At 73.8% G+C, this 25,183-nt stretch carries 23 protein-coding genes; 3 read left to right on the plus strand and 20 right to left on the minus strand.

Annotated features, from left to right (window positions below; genetic code table 11):
• Positions 1-21 precede the first annotated feature (21 nt).
• The 12 genes from ACK2IS_RS09730 to hisI form a co-directional block, all read right to left on the minus strand.
• Complete coding sequence (locus tag ACK2IS_RS09730; RefSeq protein WP_409483135.1) at positions 22-1,482, minus strand: glutamate synthase subunit beta; 1,461 nt, start codon at positions 1,480-1,482, stop codon at positions 22-24.
• A complete protein-coding gene (gene gltB / locus ACK2IS_RS09735; protein ID WP_409485660.1) occupies positions 1,475-6,019 on the minus strand; it encodes a glutamate synthase large subunit in 4,545 nt (1,514 codons plus the stop codon). Before gltB ends, ACK2IS_RS09730 begins: the two co-directional genes overlap by 8 nt.
• Positions 6,020-6,178: 159 nt before the next feature.
• Complete coding sequence (gene lgt, locus ACK2IS_RS09740; RefSeq protein ID WP_409483136.1) at positions 6,179-7,066, minus strand: prolipoprotein diacylglyceryl transferase; 888 nt, start codon at positions 7,064-7,066, stop codon at positions 6,179-6,181.
• Complete coding sequence (locus ACK2IS_RS09745; RefSeq protein ID WP_409483137.1) at positions 7,063-7,875, minus strand: DsbA family protein; 813 nt, start codon at positions 7,873-7,875, stop codon at positions 7,063-7,065. Before ACK2IS_RS09745 ends, lgt begins: the two co-directional genes overlap by 4 nt.
• A gap of 56 nt (positions 7,876-7,931) precedes the next feature.
• On the minus strand, positions 7,932-8,456 hold the full coding sequence (locus ACK2IS_RS09750) for a MauE/DoxX family redox-associated membrane protein (RefSeq protein WP_409483138.1): 525 nt from the start codon (positions 8,454-8,456) through the stop codon (positions 7,932-7,934).
• Positions 8,453-9,241 (minus strand): tryptophan synthase subunit alpha, encoded by a 789-nt coding sequence (gene trpA / locus ACK2IS_RS09755; RefSeq protein WP_409483139.1) that lies wholly within the window; start codon positions 9,239-9,241, stop codon positions 8,453-8,455. Before trpA ends, ACK2IS_RS09750 begins: the two co-directional genes overlap by 4 nt.
• Positions 9,238-10,530: a tryptophan synthase subunit beta gene (trpB, locus tag ACK2IS_RS09760; RefSeq protein WP_409483140.1), complete on the minus strand. Its 1,293-nt coding sequence runs from the start codon at positions 10,528-10,530 to the stop codon at positions 9,238-9,240. The genes trpA and trpB overlap by 4 nt, the downstream gene beginning before the upstream one ends.
• A 20-nt stretch (positions 10,531-10,550) precedes the next feature.
• Complete coding sequence (gene trpC / locus ACK2IS_RS09765) at positions 10,551-11,363, minus strand: indole-3-glycerol phosphate synthase TrpC (RefSeq protein ID WP_409483141.1); 813 nt, start codon at positions 11,361-11,363, stop codon at positions 10,551-10,553.
• A gap of 90 nt (positions 11,364-11,453) precedes the next feature.
• Positions 11,454-11,726, minus strand: coding sequence for an HGxxPAAW family protein (locus ACK2IS_RS09770; RefSeq protein ID WP_409483142.1), 273 nt, complete (start codon positions 11,724-11,726; stop codon positions 11,454-11,456).
• A 110-nt stretch (positions 11,727-11,836) separates the two neighbouring features.
• The gene (locus ACK2IS_RS09775; RefSeq protein ID WP_409483143.1) at positions 11,837-12,562 is read right to left on the minus strand and encodes a Trp biosynthesis-associated membrane protein; all 726 of its coding nucleotides are present in this window, start codon (positions 12,560-12,562) and stop codon (positions 11,837-11,839) included.
• Positions 12,559-14,094, minus strand: a complete 1,536-nt coding sequence (locus ACK2IS_RS09780; RefSeq protein ID WP_409483144.1) for an anthranilate synthase component I — start codon at positions 14,092-14,094, stop codon at positions 12,559-12,561. The genes ACK2IS_RS09775 and ACK2IS_RS09780 overlap by 4 nt, the downstream gene beginning before the upstream one ends.
• On the minus strand, positions 14,091-14,501 hold the full coding sequence (hisI, locus tag ACK2IS_RS09785; RefSeq protein ID WP_409483145.1) for a phosphoribosyl-AMP cyclohydrolase: 411 nt from the start codon (positions 14,499-14,501) through the stop codon (positions 14,091-14,093). Before hisI ends, ACK2IS_RS09780 begins: the two co-directional genes overlap by 4 nt.
• A 170-nt stretch (positions 14,502-14,671) precedes the next feature.
• On the opposite strand from hisI, the gene ACK2IS_RS09790 reads away from it, so the two are divergent.
• On the plus strand, positions 14,672-15,310 hold the full coding sequence (locus tag ACK2IS_RS09790; RefSeq protein WP_409483146.1) for a TIGR03085 family metal-binding protein: 639 nt from the start codon (positions 14,672-14,674) through the stop codon (positions 15,308-15,310).
• A gap of 74 nt (positions 15,311-15,384) precedes the next feature.
• Here the strand turns inward: ACK2IS_RS09790 and hisF are convergent, their stop codons facing one another.
• Entirely contained in the window at positions 15,385-16,158 is a 774-nt protein-coding gene (gene hisF, locus ACK2IS_RS09795) for an imidazole glycerol phosphate synthase subunit HisF (protein ID WP_409483147.1), read from the minus strand.
• A gap of 105 nt (positions 16,159-16,263) precedes the next feature.
• Between hisF and ACK2IS_RS09800 the strand changes: the two genes are divergently transcribed.
• Together ACK2IS_RS09800 and ACK2IS_RS09805 are read left to right on the plus strand one after the other, a co-directional pair.
• The gene (locus tag ACK2IS_RS09800; RefSeq protein ID WP_409483148.1) at positions 16,264-16,842 is read left to right on the plus strand and encodes a hypothetical protein; all 579 of its coding nucleotides are present in this window, start codon (positions 16,264-16,266) and stop codon (positions 16,840-16,842) included.
• 93 nt (positions 16,843-16,935) lie between these two features.
• Complete coding sequence (locus ACK2IS_RS09805) at positions 16,936-18,207, plus strand: FUSC family protein (protein ID WP_409483149.1); 1,272 nt, start codon at positions 16,936-16,938, stop codon at positions 18,205-18,207.
• Here the strand turns inward: ACK2IS_RS09805 and ACK2IS_RS09810 are convergent.
• The 7 genes from ACK2IS_RS09810 to ACK2IS_RS09840 all read right to left on the minus strand — a co-directional run bounded on the left by ACK2IS_RS09810 (position 18,126) and on the right by ACK2IS_RS09840 (position 25,156).
• Positions 18,126-19,631, minus strand: a complete 1,506-nt coding sequence (locus ACK2IS_RS09810) for a uracil-xanthine permease family protein (protein ID WP_409483150.1) — start codon at positions 19,629-19,631, stop codon at positions 18,126-18,128. The two genes, ACK2IS_RS09805 and ACK2IS_RS09810, sit on opposite strands and share 82 nt — an antisense overlap.
• 129 nt (positions 19,632-19,760) lie before the next feature.
• Positions 19,761-20,972, minus strand: a complete 1,212-nt coding sequence (gene manA / locus ACK2IS_RS09815) for a mannose-6-phosphate isomerase, class I (protein WP_409483151.1) — start codon at positions 20,970-20,972, stop codon at positions 19,761-19,763.
• A 62-nt stretch (positions 20,973-21,034) separates the two neighbouring features.
• Positions 21,035-21,502 carry a PH domain-containing protein gene (locus ACK2IS_RS09820; RefSeq protein ID WP_409483152.1) on the minus strand — a complete coding sequence of 156 codons (468 nt, stop codon included), beginning with the start codon at positions 21,500-21,502 and terminating at the stop codon, positions 21,035-21,037.
• Between the two features lie 100 nt (positions 21,503-21,602).
• Positions 21,603-22,454, minus strand: a complete 852-nt coding sequence (gene hisG, locus ACK2IS_RS09825) for an ATP phosphoribosyltransferase (RefSeq protein ID WP_409483153.1) — start codon at positions 22,452-22,454, stop codon at positions 21,603-21,605.
• A 12-nt stretch (positions 22,455-22,466) separates the two neighbouring features.
• Positions 22,467-22,730 (minus strand): phosphoribosyl-ATP diphosphatase, encoded by a 264-nt coding sequence (locus ACK2IS_RS09830; protein WP_409483154.1) that lies wholly within the window; start codon positions 22,728-22,730, stop codon positions 22,467-22,469.
• 242 nt (positions 22,731-22,972) lie between these two features.
• A complete protein-coding gene (rpe, locus tag ACK2IS_RS09835) occupies positions 22,973-23,629 on the minus strand; it encodes a ribulose-phosphate 3-epimerase (protein WP_409483155.1) in 657 nt (218 codons plus the stop codon).
• Positions 23,630-23,653: 24 nt separating this feature from the next.
• The gene (locus ACK2IS_RS09840) at positions 23,654-25,156 is read right to left on the minus strand and encodes a polysaccharide deacetylase family protein (protein WP_409483156.1); all 1,503 of its coding nucleotides are present in this window, start codon (positions 25,154-25,156) and stop codon (positions 23,654-23,656) included.
• Positions 25,157-25,183: the final 27 nt, after the last annotated feature.

A 25,183-nucleotide genomic window follows, 5' to 3' on the forward strand; every position in this document is an offset into this window, starting at 1 on the left:
TCCCCGGGGTCCCCGCGAGGGTCAGACCGTGAGCGGGCGGTCGGTCGGTCGGATCGGGCGCGGCAGCCGCGAGCCCGCCCGGCTCAGGTAGGCGTCCACCCCGTGGGCGGCGCTGCGCCCCTCCGCGACGGCCCACACGATCAGCGACTGTCCCCGACCGGCGTCGCCGGCGACGAAGACGCCCGGCACCGAGGACATGAAGCTCCCGTCGCGGCGCACGGTGGACCGCTCGTCCAGCTCCACCCCGAGCTGCTCGAGCAGACCCTCCCGGCGAGGACCGAGGAAGCCCATGGCGAGGAGCACCAGCTGGGCGGGTATGACGCGCTCGGTGCCCGCCACCTCCTGGAAGCGGCCCTCGCGCAGCGCCACCTCGGTGATCCGCAGCCCCGAGACCTGCCCGTCCGCGTCGCCGAGGAACTCCTTGGTGGACACGGCATACACCCGGTCGCCGCCCTCCTCGTGCGCGGAGGCGACGCGGAAGAGCAGGGGGTAGGTCGGCCAGGGCTGGTGGGCGGGCCGGTGCTCGCCGGGCTGGGGCATGATCTCCAGGCTGGTGACCGAGCGGGCCCCCTGGCGCAGGCAGGTGCCGATGCAGTCGGCGCCGGTGTCGCCGCCGCCGATGACCACGACGTCCTTGCCCGCGGCGGTGACCTGGTCGGCCACCTGCTCCCCCACGGCCACCCGGTTGGCGGGCGGCAGGAAGTCCATGGCCTGGTGGATGCCGGCCAGCTCGCGGCCGGGCACCTGCAGGTCCCGCGGCACGGTCGCGCCGATCGCCAGCACCACCGCGTCGAAGCGCTCGCGCAGCTGGCCGCCGGTGAGGTCCCGCCCGACGTCCACGCCGGTGCGGAAGATCGTGCCCTCCTGGGTCATCTGGTTCAGCCGGCGGTCGACGACGGACTTCTCCATCTTGAACTCCGGGATGCCGTACCGCAGCAGACCGCCGGGCTTGTCGGCCCGCTCGTAGACCGCGACGGTGTGCCCCGCACGCGTCAGCTGCTGGGCGGCGGCCAGCCCGGCCGGCCCCGAGCCCACGACCGCGACCCGCTTTCCGGTGAGGCGTTCCGGCGGCATCGGGTCGACCCGCTGGGCGTCGAAGGCCCGCTCGACGACGGTGACCTCGACCTGCTTGATGGTCACCGGCTCGGAGTTGATCCCGAGCACGCACGCCGTCTCGCACGGCGCCGGGCACAGCCGCCCCGTGAACTCCGGGAAGTTGTTGGTCGCGTGCAGCCGGTCGACGGCGTCGCGCCAGTCCCCCCGCCAGGCCAGCGTGTTCCACTCGGGGACGAGGTTGCCGAGGGGACAGCCGGAGTGGCAGAAGGGGATGCCGCAGTCCATGCACCGGCTCGCCTGGCGCTGCAGCTGGTCCACGGGCTGGGCCTCGTAGACCTCGCGCCAGTCCTGGATGCGGACGGGGACCGGCCGACGCTGCGGCAGCTCCCGCTCACGATGCCTGAGAAATCCACGAGGGTCAGCCACGAGAAGCCTCCATGATGCGCTCCCAGACCTCGGTGCCGTCGAGGTCCAGTCCGTCGGTCTCGGCCCGGGCCCGGACGTCCAGCACGCGCTGGTAGTCCCGCGGCAGCACCAGGGTGAAGCGGGGGTAGGCGGCGTCGAGGTCCGCGAGCAGCTCGCGGGCGGCGTCGGAGCCGGTCCAGCGCAGGTGGTCGCGCAGCAGTCCCTCGACCACCGGGCGATCCACGTCGCGCAGCGGCGAGACGTCCACGAGCTCGGTGTTGACCCGGTCGGCGCGGGCGTCCAGCAGGTAGGCCACGCCACCGGACATGCCGGCCGCGAAGTTGCGGCCCACCTCGCCGAGGACCAGCACCAGGCCGCCGGTCATGTACTCGCACCCGTGGTCACCCACGCCCTCGACCACGGCGGTGATGCCGGAGTTGCGGACGCAGAAGCGCTCCCCGGCGGTGCCGCGCAGGAAGACCTCGCCCGTCGTGGCGCCATACCCGACGACGTTGCCGGCGATGACGTCGTCCGCCGCGGTCGGCCTGGACCCCTCGCCCGGACGCACGACGACCCGACCGCCGGACAGCCCCTTGGCGACGTAGTCGTTCGCGTCGCCGAAGAGCTGCAGGGTGACCCCCGCCGGGAGGAAGGCGCCGAGCGACTGACCGGCCGAGCCGCGCAGCCGGACCGTGATCGTGCCGTCGGGCAGCCCGTGCGGGTGAGCCCTGGTGACCGCGTGGCCCAGCATGGTGCCGACCGTGCGGTTGACGTTGCGTATGCCGGCCTCGAGGGTCACCCGCTCCCCGCGCTCCAGGGCCGGGGCCGCCTGCTCGACCAGGGTGTTGTCGAGCGCGTGCTCCAGGCCGTGGTCCTGGGCCCGGGTGCAGCGGCGGGCGCCCCCGCCCTCGGGCACGGCCTCGGCGAGGACGGGCGACAGGTCCAGGCCGGACGCCTTCCAGTGGTCGATCGCCTTGCGGGCGTTGACGACCGACGACCGGCCGATCGCCTCGTCGAGGGTGCGGAAGCCCAGCTCGGCGAGCAGCTCGCGCACCTCCTCGGCGATGTACTCGAAGAAGGTCTCCACGAACTCGGGCCGGCCCGAGAAGCGCGCGCGCAGCTCGGGGTTCTGGGTGGCGATGCCCACCGGGCAGGTGTCCAGGTGGCAGACGCGCATCATGATGCAGCCGCTGACCACCAGCGGGGCGGTGGCGAAGCCGAACTCCTCGGCCCCCAGCAGCGCGGCGATGACGACGTCGCGGCCGGTCTTGAGCTGGCCGTCGGTCTGCACCACGATCCGGTCGCGCAGTCCGTTGAGCACCAGGGTCTGCTGGGTCTCGGCCAGGCCCAGCTCCCAGGGCGCGCCGGCGTGCTTGAGGCTCGTCAGCGGCGAGGCTCCCGTGCCACCGTCGTGGCCGGAGACGAGCACCACGTCGGCGTGCGCCTTGGCCACGCCCGCCGCCACCGTGCCCACGCCGATCTCGGAGACCAGCTTGACGTGCACCCGGGCCTGCGGGTTGGCGTTCTTCAGGTCGTGGATCAGCTGGGCGAGGTCCTCGATGGAGTAGATGTCGTGGTGCGGCGGCGGCGAGATGAGCCCGACGCCGGGGGTGGAGTGTCGGGTCCGGGCGACCCACGGGTAGACCTTGTGGCCGGGCAGCTGGCCGCCCTCGCCCGGCTTGGCGCCCTGGGCCATCTTGATCTGGATGTCGTCGGCCTGGGTGAGGTAGAGGCTGGTCACCCCGAACCGGCCGGAGGCCACCTGCTTGATGGCGCTGCGGCGGGCCGGGTCCAGGAGCCGGTCGACGTCCTCGCCGCCCTCGCCGGTGTTGGAGCGGGCACCCAGGTGGTTCATGGCGATCGCCAGCGTCTCGTGGGCCTCCTGGGAGATCGAGCCGTAGCTCATCGCCCCGGTGGAGAAGCGCCTGACGATCTCGCTCACCGGCTCGACCTCGTCCAGCGGGACGGCGGGCCGGTCGGGCGTCAGCTCGAAGAGCCCGCGCAGCGTCATCAGCCGCTCGGCCTGGTCGTCGACGCGGCGGGTGTACTGCTTGAAGATGTCGTAGCGCCGCTGCCGGGTGGAGTGCTGCAGCCGGAAGACCGTCTCCGGGTCGAACAGGTGCGGCTCGCCCTCACGACGCCACTGGTACTCCCCGCCGACCGGAAGGGTGCGGTGGGCGGGCTGCACCCCCGTGACGGGGTAGGCCGTGGCGTGGCGCGCCGCGACCTCGCGGGCCACGACGTCCAGCCCGACGCCGCCGAGCCGGCTGACCGTGCCGGCGAAGTACTCGTCCACCAGGTCCTGGGCGAGCCCGATGGCCTCGAAGACCTGCGCGCCGCGGTAGGACGCGACGGTGGAGATGCCCATCTTGGACATGACCTTCAGGACGCCCTTGCCGAGGGCCTTGATCAGGTTGCGGACGGCCTGCTCGGGGGTGACACCGGTGACGATCCCCTGCCGGACCAGCACCTCGACGGACTCCATCGCCAGGTAGGGGTTGATCGCCGCAGCGCCATACCCGATGAGCAGGGCGACGTGGTGCACCTCGCGGACGTCGCCGGCCTCGACGACCAGACCCACCTCGGTGCGCAGCTTCTCGCGGATCAGGTGGTGGTGGACGGCCGAGGTGAGCAGCAGCGAGGGGATCGGGGCCAGCTCGTGGTCGGAGTCCCGGTCGGACAGCACGACGAACCGCGCTCCCCCGCGGATCGCCCGGGCGACCTCGGCGCAGATCTCGGCCAGGCGCGCCCGCAGCCCCTCGGCGCCCGCGTCGACCGGGTAGAGCCCACTCACCACGTGCGTGGCGTAGCCCGGCAGGTCGCCGTCGGCGTTGATGTGGACGATCTTGGCGAGCTCGTCGTTGTCGATGACCGGGAAGGACAGCTCGACCTGACGAGCCTGGGCCGGGTCGGGCACCAGGGCGTTGCCCTCCGGGCCGACGGCCGTGCCGAGGCTGGTGACCAGCTCCTCGCGGATGGCGTCCAGCGGCGGGTTGGTGACCTGGGCGAAGAGCTGGGTGAAGTAGTCGAAGAGCATCCGCGGCCGGCTGCTCAGCACCGCGATCGGCGTGTCCGTGCCCATCGAGCCGAGCGCCTCGGCGCCGTCGACCGCCATCGGGGTCAGCAGGACCCGCAGCTCCTCCAGGGTGTAGCCGAAGGTCTGCTGGCGACGGGTCACCGACGCCGCGGTGTGCACGATGTGCTCGCGGTCGGGCAGGTCCGCCAGGCGGATCACGCCGGCCTGCAGCCACTGCGCGTAAGGCTGCGCGGCCGCCAGCTCGCCCTTGACCTCCTCGTCCCCCACGAGACGGCCGGCCGCGGTGTCCACCAGGAACATCCGCCCCGGCTGCAGCCGCCCGCGGCGCACCACCCGCTCGTCGGGGATCGGCAGCACGCCCGACTCCGACGCCAGGACGACCAGACCCTCGTCGGTCACCCAGTAGCGCCCGGGACGCAGGCCGTTGCGGTCCAGCACCGCGCCCACGACGGTGCCGTCGGTGAAGGTGACGCACGCCGGCCCGTCCCAGGGCTCCATGAACATCGAGTGGAACTCGTAGAACGCCCGGCGGGCGGGGTCCATCTCGGCGTGGTTCTCCCAGGCCTCGGGGATCATCATCAGCACCGCGTGCGGTAGCGACCGCCCCGCCAGGTGCAGCAGCTCCAGCACCTCGTCGAAGGACGCCGAGTCCGAGCCGTCCTCGGTGCAGATCGGGAAGAGCCGGGAGAGGTCACCCGGGATCAGGTCGCTGGCCAGCATGGACTCGCGGGTGCGCATCCAGTTGCGGTTGCCCTTGACGGTGTTGATCTCGCCGTTGTGCGCGATGTAGCGGTAGGGGTGCGACTTGGGCCAGCTGGGGAAGGTGTTGGTGGAGAAGCGGGAGTGCACGACGGCCAGCTCGGTGGCGAAGCGCTCGTCGGACAGGTCGGGGTAGAACTGCTCGACCTGCGCGGTCGTCAGCATCCCCTTGTAGACCAGCGTCCGCGCGCTCAGCGACGGGAAGTAGACGTGCGCCTCGTGCTCGGCCCGCTTGCGCAGGCAGAAGGCCACCCGGTCCAGCTCGATCCCCGACCGCTCCCCCGCCGCGTCGGCGACGAAGAGCTGCGCGAAGGAGGGCATGCAGTCGCGGGCGACCTGCCCGACGCAGCCCGGCTCCACGGGCACCTCGCGCCACCCCAGGACCTGCAGGTGCTCCTCGGCGGCGATCCGCTCGATGGTGCCGACGGCCTCGGCGCGCTGGTCCTGGTCCATCGGTAGGTAGGCCGTGCCGACGGCGTACCGCCCCGCCGGCGGGAGCTGGAACCCGGCCACGGCCCGCAAGAACTCGTCCGGGACCTGGGTGAGGATGCCCGCCCCGTCCCCGACGAGCGGATCGGCCCCCGTGGCACCTCGGTGCTCGAGGTTGGTGAGGGCGAGCAGGGCCTGGTCCACGATGTCGTGACCGGCATGGCCGCGCAGGGTGGCCACCATGGCCACGCCGCACGCGTCGTGCTGCTGGTCCCCGCGATACAGGCCCTGGTCGGCGGGCTGGGCCCCGAACCGGGCAAAGGTGGGCGGGATCACCGCCGTAGGGTCGGGCGTCGCTGTCATCTGGCACCGTCCTTCGCACGCTGGCCGGACGGCGGTCGCCGTCCGGTCGGGTCACACGCTGCGGGGACGGCGGTGGCCACGCGGCGTGCGTGCGACCAGCGTGGGGGACGGACGGGACTGACTACCTATTCAGTCCGCAGAATGAGATTGCAGACCGCGGGACAGCGGGCGAGGGCGCTCGCGGCGGGCGAGGAGGAACCACGCGACGCCGAAGGCCATCACGATCACCGAGGTCCACACGTTGAGGCGCAGCCCCAAGACGGTGTTGGCGGCGTCGATGCGCAGCAGCTCGATCCAGAGGCGACCCAGGGTGTAGCCCACGACGTAGAGCGCGAACAGCTGGCCCCGGCGGAGCACCACCCGGCGGTCGACGGCCAGGAGCAGCAACCCCAGGCCGAGGCACCACAGCGACTCGTAGAGGAAGGTCGGGTGATAGGTCCCGGCCACCACGGCGTGGCCGCCCGCGTCCCGGACCGCCGCGCCCTGGGCGGCGTCCCAGCGGTGGATCTCCAGGGCCCACGGCAGGTCGGTCGGCCCGCCGTACAGCTCGTTGTTGAACCAGTTGCCCCACCGGCCCATCGCCTGAGCCAGGGCCAGGCCGGGGGCGATCGCGTCGCCCATGTCCAGGAAGCTCACGCCGCAGCGGCGGCAGCCGATCCAGACCCCGACGGCGCCGAGGGCCACTGCCCCCCAGATGCCGAGGCCCCCCTCCCAGATCTTGACCGCGTCGGCGGGGTGGCCGCCGGGCCCGAAGTAGGGCTGCCAGGAGGTGGCCACGTGGTAGAGCCGGCCCCCGACGATGCCGAGGGGGACGGCCCACATGGCGACGTCGACGACGGCGTCCGGGTCGCCGCCGTGCGCGGCCAGCCGACGCTGGGTCAGCCAGACCGCGGTGAGGATGCCCGCCAGGATGCACAAGGCGTAGGCCCGCAGGGGGAAGGGGCCCAGGTGCCAGACCCCCTGCTCGGGACTGGGGATGGTGGTGATCATCCTGGCGGGCATCGTCACGAGGCTCACCTGCCGAGGATCGCCTTGCGGATCACGGCGGGATCCATCTTCTGGGCGGCCTGGGCGGCCTGGATGGCCGGCATGAGCAAGGTGTCCTTGAGGTCCTTGCCGTTCACGAGGAACTGCGGGGTGCCGCTGTTGCCGGCCTTGCCGCCCTCGGTCTCCATCTTGGTCGCGAAGCCCTCCATCTTCTTGTCCTTGACGCAGGACTGGAAGCCGGCGAGCTGGTCCCCGGACAGGCCGGCGCCCTTGGCGAAGGTCTCGGTGAGCTGCTGGTCGGTGTAGCCGTCGCCCTCCTTGGTGGGCTGCGCCTTGAAGACCTGGTCATGGTAGGCCCGGAACACGCCCGCGGCGTCCGCGCAGCTCGCGGCCGCGGCGGCACGCAACGAGGACTTCGGGTGGGGGACCTGGCCGCCCCGCTCCAGGTTGCCGTCCAGGAAGCTGCGGATGCGGTACTCCAGGGTGATCTCGCCCTTGTCCGCCATGTCGTTGATGGTGGGGCCGACCACGTCCTCGACGTGCTTGCAGATCGGGCACTGGAAGTCCTGGTAGACCACCAGGGTCGGGGCGCCCGGCTTGGCCTTGCCGGGGTTGACGACGATCCCGGAGCCGTCCTTGTTGGCGTTGGGCGGGCTGGTCGCGCCGGCGATCTTGGCCTCGGTGTCGCTCTGGTGCGAGCGCTGGGACAGCACCGCCCAGGCGACCGCGGCCAGGACCAGCAGGGCGACCAGGGCGGCGGCGAGGACGACCTTGCCCTTGCCGTCCTTGGGAGCGGCAGCCTGGGCCTGGGCCTTGCGCTCCTCGTAGCTCGTGCTCATCGTTGGGGCTCCTCGTCGGTGGGGGGGTGTGTGGGGGATGAAGCGAGTCGGGTGGGTCAGCGGCGCGGGCCGCCGTGCAGCCAGCGGTCCATGCTGACAGGGCTGTCCGGACGCAGGCCGAGCCACGCGCCGCAGGCGGCGAGGGCCAGGTCGCGGGCGATCTCCCAGGGGTACTTCGCCGTGGCGGAGTCCGGGTCGATGGCGCCGCCGCCGCCGAAGCAGCCGCAGTCGATGGAGATGCCGCGGGCCCAGACGCTGGCGATGCCGCCGACGAAGACGAGCATGAGCAGCGCGCCGGCCAGTCCCGACAGGCGGGTGAACAGGCCGAGCAGCAGAAGCAGACCGAGAGCGAGCTCCAGGACGGGCAGCACGTAGCCGACGACGTTGGCGACGTCGTACGGCAGGATCCGGTAGGCCCGGACGGCCTCGGCGGAGGTCTCCAGCGCGGTGATCTTGCTCAGGCCGGACCACACCAGGACGCCGCCGAGGAGCAGCCGGGCCACGAGGCTCGTCCAGGGCTGCCAGGACCGGCGCGGCGCCGGGTCCTGGCTCGTGCCGGTGGTGGTGGTAATCGTGCTCATCGCCGTCCTTCTCGTACTCCTCGGGCGAGCTCGCCGACGAGCTCGCGCAGCTGGGGCAGGCCCTCGCCGAGCGCCCGGACCAGGGCCGAGCCGACGATCACGCCGTCGGCGTAGCCGGCGACCTGGGCCGCCTGCTCGCGGGTGGACACCCCGAGGCCGACGCACAGGGGCGTGTCGGTCACGGCGCGGGTGCGCTCGATCAGGGCGGCGGCCTCGGGCCCGACGGCGGCGCGGGCGCCGGTGACGCCCATGACGGCGGTGACGTAGACGAAGCCGCGGCAGGCGGCCGTGGTGCTCGTCAGCCGCTCGGTCGTGGACGAGGGGGCGACCAGGAAGATCGGGTCCAGGCCTTGGGCGTCGGCCGCGCGCAGCCAGTCGCCGGCCTCGTCGGGGATCAGGTCGGGGGTGATCAGGCCGGAGCCGCCCGCCCGGGCCAGCTCGGCCGCGAAGCGGTCGACGCCGTACCGCAGCACGGGGTTGTAGTAGGTCATGGCGACGGCCGCGGCCCCCGCGTCGTGCACCGCCTGCACGGCCCGGAAGGCGTCGGCGAGCCGCACGCCGCCCGCCAGCGCGGTCACGGCCGCGTCCTGGATGACCGGGCCGTCCATGACCGGGTCGCTGTAGGGGATGCCGACCTCGACCACGTCGCAGCCGGACTCGACGAGCGCCACCATGGCCTCGATCGATCGTGGCGCGTCCGGGAAGCCCACGGGCAGGTAGCCCACGAGCGCGGCGCGACCCTCGTCGCGGCAGGACCGCAGGACCTGGCCCAGGCGGCTGGTCACTGGCCCACCCCTTCGTTCTCGGTGACGGGCTCGGCGGCCTTGATCTCCTCGGCCCGGGCGAAGTCGTCGCCGTCCATCAGCCCGAACCAGCGCGCGGCGGTGTCCACGTCCTTGTCGCCGCGACCGGACAGGCTGACCAGGACGATCCCCTCAGGTCCGACCTCCCGGCCGAGGCGCATCGCGCCGGCGAGGGCGTGACTGGACTCGATGGCGGGCAGGATGCCCTCGGTGCGCGCGAGCAGCGAGAAGGCCTCCATCGCCTCGTCGTCGGTCACGGGCAGGTAGGTCGCCCGGCCGGAGGCGTGCAGCGCCGCGTGCTCCGGGCCGACGCTGGGGTAGTCCAGGCCCGCGGACACCGAGTGCGACTCGATCGTCTGCCCCTCGTCGTCCTGCAGCAGGTAGGTGAACGCGCCGTGCAGGACACCCGGGGTGCCGGTCGCGAACCGCGAGGAGTGGCGGCCGGACCCGACACCCTCTCCCCCACCCTCCAGGCCGACCAGCCGGACCCCCTCGTCGGGGACGAAGGCGTGGAAGATGCCCATGGCGTTGGACCCGCCGCCGACGCAGGCGCAGACCACGTCGGGCAGGCGGCCGGTGAGCTCGAGCACCTGGGCGCGGGCCTCCTCGCCGATGACCTTGTGGAAGTCGCGCACCATCTCGGGGAAGGGGTGCGGCCCGGTGACGGTGCCCAGGACGTAGTGGGTGCTGTCGACGTTGGCCACCCAGTCGCGGAAGGCCTCGTTGACGGCATCCTTGAGGGTGCGCGAGCCGTGCCTGACCGGTATGACGGTCGCGCCGAGCAGCTTCATCCGAGCGACGTTGAGCGCCTGGCGCTCCGTGTCCCGCTCGCCCATGTAGACCACGCACTCCAGCCCCATGAGCGCGGCTGCCGTGGCGGTGGCGACGCCGTGCTGGCCGGCACCCGTCTCCGCGATGACCCGGGTCTTGCCCATCCGCCGGGTGAGCAGGGCCTGCCCGAGGACGTTGTTGATCTTGTGGGAGCCGGTGTGGTTGAGGTCCTCGCGCTTGAGGAGGACGCGCGCTCCCCCGCAGTGCTCGGCGAAGCGCGGCACCTCGGTGATGATGCTGGGGCGGCCGGTGTAGCTGCGCTGCAGCTGCTGCAGCTCGGCGACGAACCCGGGGTCGGCCCAGGCCTTGCGCCGCTCCTCGTCGAGCTCCTCCAGGGCGGCGATCAACGCCTCGGGGACGTAGCGCCCGCCGAACTCGTCGAAGCGGCCGATCGGTTCGCCGGGGCCGGCGTCGCTCGGGGAGCGGTGGGTGCGCGGCATACGGGGTCCTCCTCGCCGGCTCAGTGACGCAGCGCGGGATGGGCCCCGGCCGCCAGCAGGTTGGCGACGGCCTCGCGGGGCTGGCCGCCGGTGACGAGCGACTCACCGACCAGGACGGCGTCGGCGCCCGCCCGTGCGAAGTCCATCACGTCGTGGGGGCCGCGGACGCCGGACTCGGCGATCCGGACGACGGTGTCGGGCAGCAGGTGCGCGACCCGGCCGAAGGTCGTCCGCTCGACCTGCAGGGTCTTGAGGTTGCGGTTGTTGACCCCGATGACCGAGGCCCCGGCGTCGAGGGCGCGACGGGCCTCCTCCTCGTCGTGCACCTCGACCAGCGCGGTCATGCCGAGGGACTCGGCGCGCTCGCGCAGCGAGATCAGCACCTGCTGCTCCAGGGCGGCGACGATGAGCAGGACGACGTCGGCGCCGTGGGCCCGCGCCTCCCACACCTGGTAGGGGTCGACCATGAAGTCCTTGCGCAGCAGCGGCACGTCGACCCGGGCGCGGACGGCGTCCAGGTCGGCCAGGCTGCCCCCGAAGCGTCGTTCCTCGGTCAGCACCGAGATCACCGTGGCGCCACCGGCCTCGTAGTCCGCCGCGAGACCGGCCGGGTCGGCGATCAGCGCCAGCGCGCCCTTGCTCGGGCTGGACCGCTTGACCTCGGCGATGACGCGCACGCCCTCGGTGCGGCCGACCGCGAGCGCGGCCCGGGCGTCCCGGGCCGCCGGCGTCCCGGCCACGCGCTCCTGGAGGGCGTCGAGCGGGATCCGTTCGCGCCGCTCGGCGAGGTCGGCGCGGACGCCGGCGACGATGTCATCGAGTACGGAGGCCACGGGGTCAGGCTAGCCATGCGCTCGGGTACGCATCCAATCGTTCCACGGACCGGCCCACGACCTGGGTCGATGCGACCGCGGATCGCCGCGTCAGCGGTGGTGCGGGCTGTTGGTGAAGGAGTCCTTGGCACCGCCGGCGCCGTAGCCCGCCTTGGCCATCACGATCCCCACGACCGGCCCCAGGGCCAGCAGCACGACGCCCAGGCCGATCATCCAGAAGTTGAGCAGCACCACGGCGACGGCGAGGATCACGGCGCCGAGCAGGAGGACCCCGACGGCCGCCCAGGACGCCATCGACTGACCGTGGTTGTCGTGGGTGACCCGCTCGTTGGCGGACGGGACGGAATCGGGACGGTCGGGCATCGTGGCTCCTGCTCGTGCGTTCGGGTGCGTGCTGGGTGGTGCGGTCCGGGTGCGCCGGCCGGTGCGTCCTGCTCGGACGGTCCGCGGCTGCGGCGCCGACCGTCATTGTGTCAGGTCGCCGTCGGAGGCGGCTCGTCGTCGTGCTCCTGCGTCACACGATCCCACAGCGACAGCTCCCGGACGGTCGTGGTGCCGGTGGCGTCGCTCACCGGCCGCGCGGTCGGCGCGTCGTAGCGCCGGGAGAGCCCGCGGGTCCGGTCGGCCCGTGCCAGGGCGAGGACACCCGCGACGAGCAGCGGCGCGGTCGCCGCGAGCGCGGCCCAGGCGCCCCAGGTCGGGTGGGCCGCCACCTGGGGCGGGGAGGTGCGGCCGGTGCGGGCCGCGAGGTCGGCGGCCAGGGGTGCGGACGGGTCTCGCAGGAACCACGCCACCGCGACGGCGCAGCCGAGACCGGCCAGCAGCAGGGCGGCGGCGGCCAGCCGGCGCACGATCCGACCGGCGGTGACCGAGACCACCGCGGCGGCCGCGGCGGCGAGCGCCAGGGCCCCGGCGAGCGGGACCAGTGCCGAGCCCGTGGCGCTGATCGCCGACCCGGGCACCAGGGCCTCGGTGGAGCTGCCGGTGGCCCAGGTCTGGGTGATCAGGGCGAGCACCAGGCCCGCGCCGAGGGCGGCGAGCAGCAGGACCGAGCGGGTCGGGTGCCGCCCGGCTGTGCCGGGAGTCGTGGGCGGGGCGTCACCGCCCGCGGCTCGCGGGTCGTCCGGTCGGGGGTCGTCGTGTCGGGGGTCGTCAGGTGTCGGGTCGCCCGGCCGGACGGGGGGCTGGGGGTGGTTCACGGCGCGCGGAGCCCGGTCGCGGCCGCCACCGCGCGCAGCGCCGCCGCGGCCTTGGTGACCGTCTCGCGGCGCTCGGTCTCGGGCACCGAGTCGGCGACGACCCCGGCACCGGCCTGGACGTGGGCGACCCCGTCGCGGACGAGGGCGGTGCGGATCGCGATGGCCATGTCCAGGTCGCCGTGCAGGTCGAGGTAGCCGACGACGCCGCCGTACAGCCCGCGGCGGCTGGGCTCGAGCTCGTCGATGAGGGCGAGCGCCCGCGGCTTCGGTGCGCCGGACAGGGTGCCGGCGGGGAAGGTCGCGGCGAGCGCGTCATAGGCCCCCAGGCCCTCCCGGAGCCGCCCGACGACGGTGGACTCCAGGTGCATGATGTGGCTGTAGCGGCGCACCTGCAGGAACTCCACGGTGTCGACGGAGCCGGCGTCGCAGACCTTCTGGAGGTCGTTGCGGGACAGGTCGACGAGCATGACGTGCTCGGAGCGTTCCTTGGGGTCGGCGAGCAGCTCCTGCTCGAGCCGCACGTCCTCTTCCGGCGTCGCGCCGCGGGGCCGGGAGCCGGCGATGGGGTGGGTGATGACGCGGTCGCCGGTGACCTTGACCAGGGCCTCGGGGCTGGAGCCGACCACGTCGTAGCTGCCGCCGTCGGGGTGGGGGCAGCGCAGGAGGTACATGTAGGGGCTGGGGTTGGAGGCGCGCAGGACGCGGTAGACGTCCAGGGCGTCGGCCGGGCAGGGCACGGTGAACCGCTGGGACAGGACGACCTGGAAGACCTCCCCGGCCCGGATCGCCTCCTGGCCGGCCTCGACCATGGCGCGGAAGTCCGCCTCGGTGACGTTGCTCGTCGCCTCCGGTCGGACCGGCTCGACGACGGCGACCGTGGAGGGTGCCGGCTGCGCCAGGTCGCGGACCATCCGGTCCAGGCGGGCCACGGCCCCGGCGTGCGCCTCGTCGACCCGGTCGTCGGTGCCGTCGACGTCGATCGCGGCGGCCACCAGCAGGACCGAGCCGTCCCCGTGGTCGAAGACCGCCAGGTCGGTCGCGAGCATCATGGCCAGCTCGGGCAGGTGCAGCTCGTCGGGCGCCCGCTCGGGCACCCGCTCCCAGCGGCGGACGGCGTCGTAGCCGATGAACCCGACCAGGCCGCCGGTCAGCGGCGGCAGCCCGGCCAGCGGCTCGGTGCCGAGCAGGGCGAGGGTGTCGCGCAGCACCTCGACGGGGATGCCCTCGGTGGGCAGCCCGGCGGGCACCTGCCCCAGCCACCGGGCATGGCCGTCGTGCTCGGTCAGGGTCGCGAGGGCGCGGGCGCCGACGATGGAGTACCTGCTCCACACGCCGCCGTGCTCGGCCGACTCGAGCAGGAAGGAGCCGGGGTGGTCCCGGGCGAGCTTGCGGTAGACCGACAGCGGGGTCTCGGCGTCGCCGAGCAGCCGGCGCACGACCGGGACGACCCGGCGGTCCTGGGCGAGGTCGCGGAAGGTCGGCAGGTCCGGCCAGGTGACGCCGAAGGACAGGTCGGGGGTGGGCGCGCTCATGCGGTGGTCTCCGGCCGGGTGCCCGGGACCGCGCCCAGGTCGGTGAAGAAGCAGGTCCGGTCCCCCGTGTGACAGGCGGCGCCGACCTGGTCCACGCGGACCAGCAGCGCGTCCCCGTCGCAGTCCACGGCCACCGTCCGCACCCACTGGGAGTGCCCGGAGGTGTCGCCCTTGCGCCAGTGCTCCTGGCGGCTGCGGCTCCAGAAGGTCACGCGGCCCTCGGTCAGGGTCCGGCGCAGCGCCTCGTCGTCCATCCACCCGAGCATCAGCACCTCGCCGGTGTCGTGCTGCTGGACGACGGCGGCGACCAGGCCGTGCTCGTCGCGCTTGAGGCGGGCGGCGAGGTCGGCCGGGAGGACGTCGGGATGTATGCCGGAAGGCTGCGGGTCGGGGTGCACGGGCGTCATTGTGCCAAGTGACCCGCCGCGCGCCGGTGACCGTCTCGTCTCGTCGCCACGTCGCGGTCGCCGTCCGGACCGCCGGGAGGCTGGCCCGGGCTGGCCGGACCGGACGACCCGGTCCGGGTCGGGCGGCCGCCGGGGTGCCGAGGTGGGCCGGCCGGTGCGAGAGTAGACGCATGACCAGACTCGCCCACGCCCAGCGCCAGGCCCTCTGCGACGCCTTCGACCGGCTCGGGCCGGACGCGCCCACCCTCAACGAGGGGTGGACCACGCGCGACCTGGCGGCCCACCTCGCCACCCGCGACCGCCGCCCCGACGCCGCCCCCGGCATCGCTCTGCCCCCGCTCGCCCCCTGGACCCGCAAGGTGCAGGCGGAGTACGCCGCGCGCCCCTGGCCCGAGCTGGTGGACCTGGTGCGGTTCGGGCCGCCGGCCTACGCCGTGACCCGGATCCCCGCGGTGGACGAGCGGGCCAACCTGGTGGAGTACTACATCCACCACGAGGACGTCCTGCGGGCCCAGACCCCGGCGGCGTCCGTGCCGGTGACCCCCGAGCTGGAGCGGGCCCTGTGGGGTCTGCTGACCACGATGGGTCGCCTCCTCCTGCTGCGCGCCAAGGTCGGCGTGCGGGTGACCTGCGAGGGCTTCGGCGAGGGGCTGCTGCACGCGCCGACCGACGCGGGCAGCGTGACCCTCACCGGCCGCCCGGGCGACCTGCTGCTCCACCTGTCGGGGCGAGGCGAGGCGGCCCACGTGGAGGTCACCGGTCCGCCGGCCGCCGTCGCGGCCCACCGCGGCACGCCCCGCGGGCTGTGACCTGACGCGACGAGCGGGTGTGCCGGAAGGTCGGGCGCGGCATACCCGCTCGTCGCGCCGCCGGGCGGAGGTCCTCAGCGGACCTGGTGACCCGCCTCCCGCAGCGACGCCTTGACCTGGCCGATCGTCAGGTCGCCGTCGTGGAAGACGCTCGCAGCCAGCACCGCGTCGGCCCCGGCGTCGACGGCCGGTGCGAAGTGCTCCAGTCGGCCCGCCCCGCCGCTGGCGACCAGCGGCACCGTGACGGCCTCGCGCACCAGCCGCACCAGCTCCAGGTCGAAGCCGTCCCGGGTGCCGTCGGCGTCCATGGAGTTGAGCAGGATCTCCCCGGCCCCCAGCCGCGCGGCACGGGCGCACCACTCGACCGCGTCCAGTCCCGTGCCCTGCCGCCCGCCGTGGGTGGTCACCTCGAACTCCCCCGTCGCCCGACCCTGCTCGTCGCGGCGCCGCCGGACGTCGGCCGACAGGACGATCACCTGGTCGCCGAAGCGGTCGGCGATCTCCGCGATCACCTGGGGGCGAGCGATGGCGGCGGTGTTGATGCCCACCTTGTCCGCGCCGGCCCGCAGCAGCCGGTCCACGTCCTCCACGGTCCGCACTCCCCCGCCGACGGTCAGCGGGATGAAGACCTGCTCGGCGCACCGGCCGACCATGTCGTAGGTCGTCGCCCTGTTCCCGCTGCTCGCCGTCACGTCGAGGAAGGTCAGCTCGTCCGCACCCTGGGCGTCGTAGGCGCGCGCCAGCTCGACCGGGTCCCCCGCATCCCGCAGGTTCGCGAAGTTGACGCCCTTGACGACGCGGCCGGCGTCGACGTCGAGGCAGGGGATGACACGGGTGGCGACGCTCATGGTCCGATGCTAGGTCGTCGTCGACCGGACCCCGCGGTCGTCTCGGCAACGGCTCGGCGAGCGACCACGACGCCGCGTCCTGCCTCCCGGACTACCCTGAAGCCCATGACCAGCACGACCGTCTCCCGGGCGGTCACCGACCTGCTCGCCCTCACCCGGGAGCGGGGCCCACGGTGCGGCGCCGCGACCGTCGTCGCCGTCGACGGCCGCAGCGGGTCCGGCAAGACGACCCTCGCCGCAGCGATCACGGACCGGTTGCGCGTCGACGGGGCGGACCCGGTCGTCCTCCACCTCGACGACGCCTGCCCGGGCTGGGACGGGCTGGTCCGGACGGCACCGGCGCTCGCCGAGAGCGTTCTGGTCCCGCTCGGCCAGGGACGCGCCGGGTGCTACCGGCGGTGGGACTGGCTCGCCGACCGCCCGGGCGGCCTCGTCGAGATCCCCCACGACACCACCTGGCTCGTCCTCGAGGGGGTCGGTGCAGGCACCCGCGCGATCCGGCCCTGGCTGAGCGCGCTCCTCTGGCTCCAGGCCCCCGCGCCGCTGCGGCGGCGCCGAGGCCTGGACCGCGACGGCGAGGCCTACGCCCCGCACTGGGAGCGGTGGGCCCGGCAGGAGGACGCGCTGCTGGCCGACGACCCGGTCCGAGATCACGCCGACGTCCAGGTGGATACGCGAGACTGACGCGGTGGGCAAGGAATCGAAGGACATGATGGACACCGTCGCCCGGTCGACGGCCGGACGCACCGGCCGCACGGCCCGCAAGCAGAGCTGACCGTGCGGCCCGAGCCCGACCTCAGGACCGACTGGGGCGGCCGCGCCGTCCAGGTGGGCCGCTCGTCCGCGCGCGTGACCCGCCGCGGCGTGCTGCGCAGCGGGCGCCGGCTGCGCCAGCGGCTGTTCTTCATCGCCCAGTGCTCGGTCGGCGCTGCCGCGGCATACTCCCTGGCGCACCACGTCTTCCACATCAGGTCACCGCTGTTCGCACCCGTCGCCGCCATCGTCGCCCTGGGGATGACCTACGGCCAGCGGCTGCGGCGCGCGGTGGAGATCACCATCGGGGTGGCGGTGGGGGCCTTCGTGGGCGAGAGCTTCGTGCACCTCTTCGGCATCGGACCGCTGCAGGTCTTCCTGATCGTGGCGACCGGGATGATGACCGCCACGCTGCTCGGCGCGGGTCAGCTCATGGCCAACCAGGCCGGCATCCAGGGCATGATCGTCGCCCTGCTCTCGGCAGCTCCCGGCGGGGCCTTCGGGCGCTGGTTCGAGGCGCTCCTCGGGTCCGTGGTCGCGCTGGTGTTCGCGTCGTTCGTGCCCAGCTCGTCGCTCGTGCGTCCCCGCAGCCAGGCCGGCAAGATCCTGGACGCGCTCGGGGACCTGCTCCACGAGACGTCCACCTCGCTGCGCGACGACGACCTGGACGCGTGCGAGGACGCGCTGGGCGCCGCCCGCTCCACGGAGAAGGACCTCACCGCCCTGCGCGGCTTCTCCGCGGACAGCCTCGAGGTGATGCGGGTCTCTCCCTTCCACCGACGGCACCGGCCGGCCGTGGCGGAGGTCGCCAACCTCATGGAGCCGATGGACCGCGCGATCCGCAACGCGCGGGTGCTGATCCGCCGGGCCACCGTCGCCCTGCAGAACGGCGAGCACGTCCCCGACCGCTACGTGGCCGCCATCGACCGGCTCGCGGACGCCGTGGACCACATGGCCGATGCCCTCAGCGCCGGCCGACTCTCGGACAGCCTGGAGCCGGAGCTGCTCGAGATCGGCCGGCTCACCCGCACGCCCGACCCGGACGCCACCTTGTCGGCCGAGGTGATCCGCGCCCAGCTGCGGTCCATCGTCGTCGACCTGCTGCAGGTGCTGGGGCTGAGCTTCGACGACGCCCAGCACCACGTCCGGCAGGTGCTCGTGACCGATCTCGGCGACGACGCTCCCCGCCCCGCAGCTGGTGAGGTCGCAGGCGGTCAGCGTGCGTCGGGCGCTCCGGTCTCGAGCGACCGGGCCGGCGGCACCGTGGGCCCGGTGGACCCGCCGCCCGCGACGTAGTCCTCGTCGACGTACATGCCGGGGGTGTCCAGGACCAGGTTCGTCCCACCCGCCCGGTCCGCCTCCTCCCGCAGCGCCCTCGGCGCGACGGCGCGGGCCAGGTGGTAGAGGACCACGGTGACGACGGTGCCCAGGGCGATGCCGCCGAGGGTGAGGTCCGGGGTGATCCGCAGCGAGGTGTCCCCGATGCCGATGATGATGCCCGCGGCGACCGGCACGAGGTTGACCGGGTTGCCGAAGTCGACGCCGTTCTCCTTCCAGATCTTGGCGCCGAGCAGGCCGATCATGCCGTACAGCACCACGCAGATCCCGCCGAGCACCCCGCCGGGCGTCGCGGCGATGACGGCGCCGAGCTTCGGGGAGAAGCCGAACCCGATGGCCACCAGCGCGGCCACGACGTAGGCCGCGGTGGAGTAGACGCGGGTCGCGGCCATGACACCGATGTTCTCGGCATAGGTCGTGGTGGGCCCGGCACCCACCCCGGTGGCGAGCATCGAGCCCAGCCCGTCGGCCATGATCGCGCGTCCCATCTCCCGGTCGAGCGGGGTGCCGGTCATCTCGGCGACCGCCTTGACGTGCCCGGTGTTCTCGGCGACGAGGGCGATGACCACGGGCAGCGCGAGCAGCGCGTAGGTCCAGGACAGCTGCGGCAGGTGCCAGCCGACGACCGTGCCGGACGTGTGCGGCGGAAAGCCGAACCACGGCGCCGCCGCCACCGCCGACCAGTCGACGCGCAGGTGCTCGACGACGCCGGTCGGGTTGGCGGGCGACACGGCTCCGGGCTGGAAGCTCATGATCGGCCCGGTCACCCGGTCCAGCACCCACGACAGCAGGTAGCCGATCAGCAGCGACAGGAAGATCGCGATCCGCGACAGGAAGCCCCGCACGCCCACGTTGAGCAGCACCACGACGAGCATGACGACGAGCGCCACCCACTGGTCCTGCGGCCAGTAGGTCCGGGCCACCACGGGCGCCAGGTTGAAGCCGATCAGCATGACCACGGCGCCGGTCACCACGGGCGGCAGGGTGCGGTGGACGACCGAGGCACCGGCCAGGTGGATGACCAGCCCCACGACCAGCAGGGCGACGCCGCACCAGAGCATCGCCCCGGACACGTGCGCCGGCGACCCACCCGCGGCGTGGATCGCCGTCGCGACACCCACGAACGACGCCGACGACCCGAGATAGCTCGGCACCCGGCCCCGCACCAGGGCGAGGAAGACCAGCGTGGCGACGCCGCTCATCAGGACCGCGAGCTGCGGGTCGAGCCCCATGAGGATCGGGAAGACGAAGGTCGCACCGAACATCGCCACGACGTGCTGCGCACCCAGCCCGATGGTCCGGCCCCAGCCGAGTCGCTCGTGCGGTGCGACCACCGCCCCCGGCTCGAGAACCCCGTCGTTGTGCAGCGTCCACAGCGCCATCTGCGTGCTCCTTGCCGGCCGGTCCCTCCGGCCCGCGTCATCCTAGCGACGCAGCGGTCGGCACCCCGGCGCCCGTTCCCCCCCTTGCGGTGGAGCGACAGGGCGTCGAGGCAGCAGGTATGCCGGAGGTCACGCGCCCATCGAGCCGACCACCACGTCGCCGCGGCCACGCAGCCGCAGGCCGCCGTCGCCCGCCCCGGCATACGCGGTGTCCCCGCGGGACAGGTGCAGCTCCGCGCCGTCGCCGTCGACGAGGACCAGGTCGCCCCCGAGGCACAGCAGCAGCCGTGGGCCGCCGTCGCCGGGCACCGCGCACTCGCCGTCGACCAGGCAGCGGTCGAGCTCGAACTCCGGCGCCGGCGTCTCGTAGCGCACCACGTCCGGCGCCACCGGGACCGGCTGCAGCCGGGGCACCACGACCGTAGGGTCAAGGAGGCGCAGCAGCTCGTCGACGTCGATGTGCTTGCTGGTCAGGCCGGCTCGCACCACGTTGTCGGAGTTGGCGAGCAGCTCGACCCCGGTCCCCTGCAGGTAGCAGTGCAGCCCGCCGGCCGCGAGGTAGATCGCCTCCCCCGGCTGCAGGGTGACGTGCTGCAGGAGCAGCGCGCAGACGAGCCCCATGTCCCGGGGGTACTGCCGGGCGATGCGGACCCCGACGCCGAAGGTGGCGCGGTCCTGCGCGTCCAGGCTCTCGTCCTCGGCGAGCTCGCCGCACCGCCACTCGACGTCGGCGGTGAGCCGCTGGCGCTGGGCGGCGGGCCAGTGGAGCAACCGGGTCAGGGCCTCCAGCCGGCCGTCGCGGCCGTCCTGCCCGCCGTCGCGCAGCAGCCGTTCGACCTCGTCGAGCTCGGGCACCTCCAGGAGCGCCAGCAGCCGGGCGCTCTCCTGCGCCGGGCGGAACCCGGCCAGCGCCTCGAACGGCGTGAGCGCCATCAGGATCTCCGGCTTGGGCCAGTCGTCCTTGTAGTTGCGGGTGGGGTCGCGGGGGGCGATCCCGGCGGCCTCCTCCCGGGCGAAGCCCTCGGCGGCCTGCTCACGGGTCGGGTGCACCTGGATGGACAGGGCCTTCTCGACGGCGAGGATCTTGAGCAAGAAGGGCAACCGGTCGCCGAAGCGCTCGTGGCAGCGTGGGCCGAGCTCGCCGGGGGCGTCGGCCGTGATCACCCGGTGGAGGGTGGTGAGCCCTTCCTCGCGCTCCAGCAGCGCCGGCGCGGCCGGGTGCGCGCCCACCCAGAGCTCCGCCTCGGGGCCCGGGGAGGGGGTCTGGCGCCCCTGCAGCTCGGCGATGACGTAGCGGGAGCCCCAGTCGTAGGGCTGGACTACAGCTTCGAGACGATCCACGCGGTCACCCTATCCACGGGCCCGCGGCTCCGGAGGCGACTTGACCAAGGTGCCGAGGGCGCCTACGGGACGTCGCCCCGGCCCTGGTGGGCCTGGACCAGGGCCGTGAGTCGCGCTGCCTCGGAGCGGGATCCGAGTCCGTCGGCGCGCTGGATGGCCATGACGGCGACCTCCTCGGTGTCGTGCAGCAGCACCCGCACCCAGGGGTCCCCGTGCCCGAAGCGCACCTGCTCGATGTCCCCCCAGGGGATGTCCCGGGCGGCGAACAGGTTGCGCACCCGCAGCCCCTCCTCGCTCGGGTCGGCGCGGATCGCGGCGTACCGCGCCAGCAGCAGGGCGATGCCCAGCCCGCAGCCGACGAGCAGCAACCGGTCCATGACGCCGAAGCCTCGGGGCCCTCCCGGCACCAGCGCGGCCAGCACGCAGAACAGCAGCAGCCCGGCGACACCGGCCGCGAGGGCCATCAGGCGCCCGGCGCGGGGGACGAAGGGGTCGTAGGGCGAGGGGGCGGGGTCCTCGAGGCTCGGCACCCCCCGATCCTAGGGCCGCCGGGCGACCTGGAGGTCCTCGGGCCGACGGACCCGAGCCCGCGCCCGGGTCCGTCCGGGTCGCAGGGCCTCCCCTGGGTGCTCAGAGCCGGCAGGCGGCGATGTCGGTCACCAGGATGGCGCGGGCGCCGATGCGATAGAGCTCGTCCATGACGGCGTTGGTGCGCCGGCGCGGGACCATGGACCGCACGGCCACCCAGGCGGGATCGCGCAGCGGGGAGACGGTGGGCGACTCCAGGCCGGGGGTCACCGCGGTCGCGGCGTCGACCAGGTCGGCCGGGCAGTCGTAGTCCACGAGCACGTACTGCCGAGCCACCAGGACCCCCTGCAGCCGTCGGATCATCGTCTCCACGGCGCCGGGGTCCGCGGTCGCCCCCTGGGAGCGGCGCACGAGAACGGCCTCGGAGCGCAGGATCGGCTCGCCGAAGACCTCGAGCCCGGCGTTGCGCAACGTCGTCCCGGTCTCCACGACGTCGGCGATCAGGTCGGCGACGCCGAGGGTGACCGCCGTCTCGACGGCCCCGTCCAGCCGGACCACCGAGGCCTGGACGCCCCGCTCGCGCAGGTGGGACTGCACCAGCCCGGCGTACGACGTCGCGACACGCCGCCCCGCGATGTCCGGCACCGAGCCCATGGTCCCCGCCGGCGCCGCGAACCGGAAGGTCGAGCCCCCGAAGCCGAGCGGGAGCACCTCCTCGGCCGTGGAGCCCGAGTCCAGGAGCAGGTCCCGGCCGGTGATGCCCAGGTCGACGGTGCCCTCCCCGACGTACACGGCGACGTCGCGCGGGCGCAGGTAGAAGAACTCGACACCGTTGTCGGCGTCGGTGAGCACGAGCTCCTTGGCATCGCGCCGCTGGGCATAACCGGCCTCCCGCATCATCGTGGCGGCGGACTCGGACAGGGACCCCTTGTTGGGGATGGCGACGCGCAGCATCAGGACTCCTGCTCAGAGGTGGGCGTAGACGTCGTCGAGGGTGATGCCCCTGGCCACCATCAGCACCTGCAGGTGGTAGAGCAGCTGGCTGATCTCCTCGGCGGCCCGGTCGTCGCCCTCATGCTCGGCGGCCATCCACACCTCGGCGGCCTCCTCGACGATCTTCTTGCCGATGAAGTGGACCCCGCGGTCCAGCTCCGCGACCGTCCCGGAGCCCGGCGGGCGCGTGGTCGCCTTGTCGCAGAGCTCGGCGTACAGCTGGTCGAAGGTCTTCATCCGCTACACCCTACGGCTCACCGTCACGCGGTTGCGGCGTCGTCCAGGACGCGGGACCAGCAGGAACCGCCCCTCCCCCGGCCTGGGGGTGCGCACCGGCGCGGGCAGGCGTCGCCCGTCCTCCTCGCCCTTGCCCACAAGGCCCCCTCGTCGATCGGCTCGATCCGGAGATCGACCCTATATCAACGGATAGTAGGCATACCACTGCAAATCGTGACGTTCGGCCGGAGTGGTCCCCGCGGTCAGTGCCGGTGGCGCGCCACCAGCCCGCGCAGCTCCGCCACCGCCGCCGCGGCGTCCTGCGCGCCGTACACCGCCGAACCCGCCACGAAGACGTCCGCCCCCGCCTCGGCGCACTCCTCGATGGTGCGCGCCGAGACCCCGCCGTCGACCTGGACCCAGACCTCACCGCCGTGGCGCCGGACGGCCTCCCGCACCTGGCGCACCTTGGGCAGCTGGTCGGCCATGAAGGCCTGACCCCCGAAGCCCGGTTCGACGGTCATCACGAGCACCATGTCCAGCTCGGGCAGCAGCTCGGCGTACGGCGCCCACGGGGTGGTCGGCTTGAGCGCCATCCCGGCACGGCCACCCGCGGCCCGCAGCGCCCGGGCCAGCGCCCGCGGGTCGCGCGCCGCCTCCACGTGGAAGGTGGCCGACCGCGCGCCCGCCTCGACGTAGCGCGGACCCCACCGGTCGGGGTCCTCGATCATCAGGTGGCAGTCGACGGGCACCGGGCTGACCCGGCAGATCGCCTCCACGACGGGCAGCCCGAGGGTGAGGTTGGGCACGAAGTGACCGTCCATCACGTCGACGTGGGCCCAGTCCGCGCCGCTGATGCGGTCGAGCTCGGTCTGCAGGTTGGCGAAGTCGGCGGACAGGATGCTGGGCGAGATCTGCACCCGCTCAGCCTACCCAGGAGCCGCTCAGTGCCCCCGCCCCTGGCGGAAGACCACGGCGCCGGGAGCCAGGGGACCCGTCAGCTCGGGAACGGTGACGAGCGTCAGGCCCTTGGCCTGCAACGCCCTCACGATGCCCGGGACGGCCTCCACCGTGCTGGGGTGGATGTCGTGCATCAGCACGATCGACCCCGCCCGGGCGCCGTCGACGGCCCGCCGCGTGGTCTGCGCCACGTCGCGGTTCTTCCAGTCCTCCGTGTCCACGTCCCACAGGACGAGGGGGTGACCCAGCGTCTTCGTGGTGGCGTCGAAGGAGCCGTAGGGCGGGCGGACCAGCGTGGGCCTCTCCGCCCCCAGGATCGGGCCCAGCACCCGGTCGGTGTCCTCGACCTCCCGTCGTTGCTGGGAGGCGTCCAGCCGCCGCAGGTCCCGGTGGTCCCACGTGTGGTTGCCGACGACCATGCCCGCCGAGACGGCCCGACGGACGACGTCGGGCTGCGCCTGCACGTTCTGGCCGAGGGTGAAGAAGGTGGCGCGGACCCCCGCGGCCGACAGCTCGTCCAGCAGCCGGGCGGTGTATGGGCCCGGACCGTCGTCGAAGGTCAGGGCCACGCACGAGAGCCGCCGACAGTCCACCGTGCTCGGGGCGGGCGCCGTCGTCGCGGCGCCCGAGGTCTGCGTCGGGGCGGGAGGAGCCGCCGCGGTGGTCGTCACCGGCGCGGGGGCGGCCCGCACGGCCGCGACGACCTGCCGCCCGCGGTCGGACAGCATCGGGGCCACCTGCGCCGCGGGGACCTCGGTCGCCAGCACCCCGCGGTCCACGGAGGCGACCGCGCCCTCGTCGACCACCACCCGCAGGCCGCCCTGGGGGGTCACGGTCAGGTCGGTGAGCACGTCCTTCGCCGTGGCGTCCTTCAGCTCGTCCGTCAGCCCGAGCCGGTGGCGGACGACGGACACCAGGGCGGCCTGCTGCTCCGGGGCGACGAGGTCCTGGGAGGAGGCCGCCCACGAGCCGTCCCGTCCGCCGTACGTCGTCGTGTGCGTGATCGCCGCCTTAGCGCCCCGGGGCACCAGCGCGGTGAGCCGCACCGCGGCGACCTGCGTCGACCAGGCGACGACGCCGCCGTCGACGTGCAGCTCCGCCTCGCCGTCCTCCAGGTCCAGGTGCTCCTTGCGCAGCGCCTCCACCTGCGCGCGGACGGCCTGGTCCAGGGCCGTCGCCGACGGGACCTGGGGCCACCTCATGGCATAGGGGTGGTCCGTGCTCTCGCTGGAGTCCTGGTGGTGGACGACCCCCGGGACGGCGAGGACGGGGATCCGGGGACCGCGCTCCCAGGTGGCCGTGGTGGCGAGCACCCCCACCGCGTCGCCGGCCCCCGGGGCCTCGGGCCCGGTCGTGGGTGCGGCAGACCCCGTGGTGGTCCGCGCCGGTGCGCTCGCCGGGGACGGCGCGTCGCACGCGGCGGTGACCAGGGTGCCGAGGGAGAGGACCGCAGCCGCGAGGACGGCCGCAGGACGGGGTCGGGACATGGCAGGGGCTCCTGTCGGGGGTGGGGT

It is taken from the genome of Arsenicicoccus dermatophilus, assembly GCF_046267915.1.
Lineage (GTDB): Bacteria > Actinomycetota > Actinomycetes > Actinomycetales > Dermatophilaceae > Arsenicicoccus > Arsenicicoccus dermatophilus_A.

Bases quoted from the DNA above. Each gene is read 5' to 3' on its own strand.
- ACK2IS_RS09745 (WP_409483137.1), bottom strand. From the start codon at position 7,875: ATGAGCACGAGCTACGAGGAGCGCAAGGCCCAGGCCCAGGCTGCCGCT.
- ACK2IS_RS09750 (WP_409483138.1), bottom strand. From the start codon at position 8,456: ATGAGCACGATTACCACCACCACCGGCACGAGCCAGGACCCGGCGCCG.
- trpB (WP_409483140.1), bottom strand. From the start codon at position 10,530: ATGCCGCGCACCCACCGCTCCCCGAGCGACGCCGGCCCCGGCGAACCG.
- ACK2IS_RS09770 (WP_409483142.1), bottom strand. From the start codon at position 11,726: ATGCCCGACCGTCCCGATTCCGTCCCGTCCGCCAACGAGCGGGTCACC.
- ACK2IS_RS09780 (WP_409483144.1), bottom strand. From the start codon at position 14,094: ATGAGCGCGCCCACCCCCGACCTGTCCTTCGGCGTCACCTGGCCGGAC.
- hisI (WP_409483145.1), bottom strand. From the start codon at position 14,501: ATGACGCCCGTGCACCCCGACCCGCAGCCTTCCGGCATACATCCCGAC.
- ACK2IS_RS09790 (WP_409483146.1), top strand. From the start codon at position 14,672: ATGACCAGACTCGCCCACGCCCAGCGCCAGGCCCTCTGCGACGCCTTC.
- hisF (WP_409483147.1), bottom strand. From the start codon at position 16,158: ATGAGCGTCGCCACCCGTGTCATCCCCTGCCTCGACGTCGACGCCGGC.
- ACK2IS_RS09800 (WP_409483148.1), top strand. From the start codon at position 16,264: ATGACCAGCACGACCGTCTCCCGGGCGGTCACCGACCTGCTCGCCCTC.
- ACK2IS_RS09810 (WP_409483150.1), bottom strand. From the start codon at position 19,631: ATGGCGCTGTGGACGCTGCACAACGACGGGGTTCTCGAGCCGGGGGCG.
- hisG (WP_409483153.1), bottom strand. From the start codon at position 22,454: ATGCTGCGCGTCGCCATCCCCAACAAGGGGTCCCTGTCCGAGTCCGCC.
- ACK2IS_RS09830 (WP_409483154.1), bottom strand. From the start codon at position 22,730: ATGAAGACCTTCGACCAGCTGTACGCCGAGCTCTGCGACAAGGCGACC.
- ACK2IS_RS09840 (WP_409483156.1), bottom strand. From the start codon at position 25,156: ATGTCCCGACCCCGTCCTGCGGCCGTCCTCGCGGCTGCGGTCCTCTCC.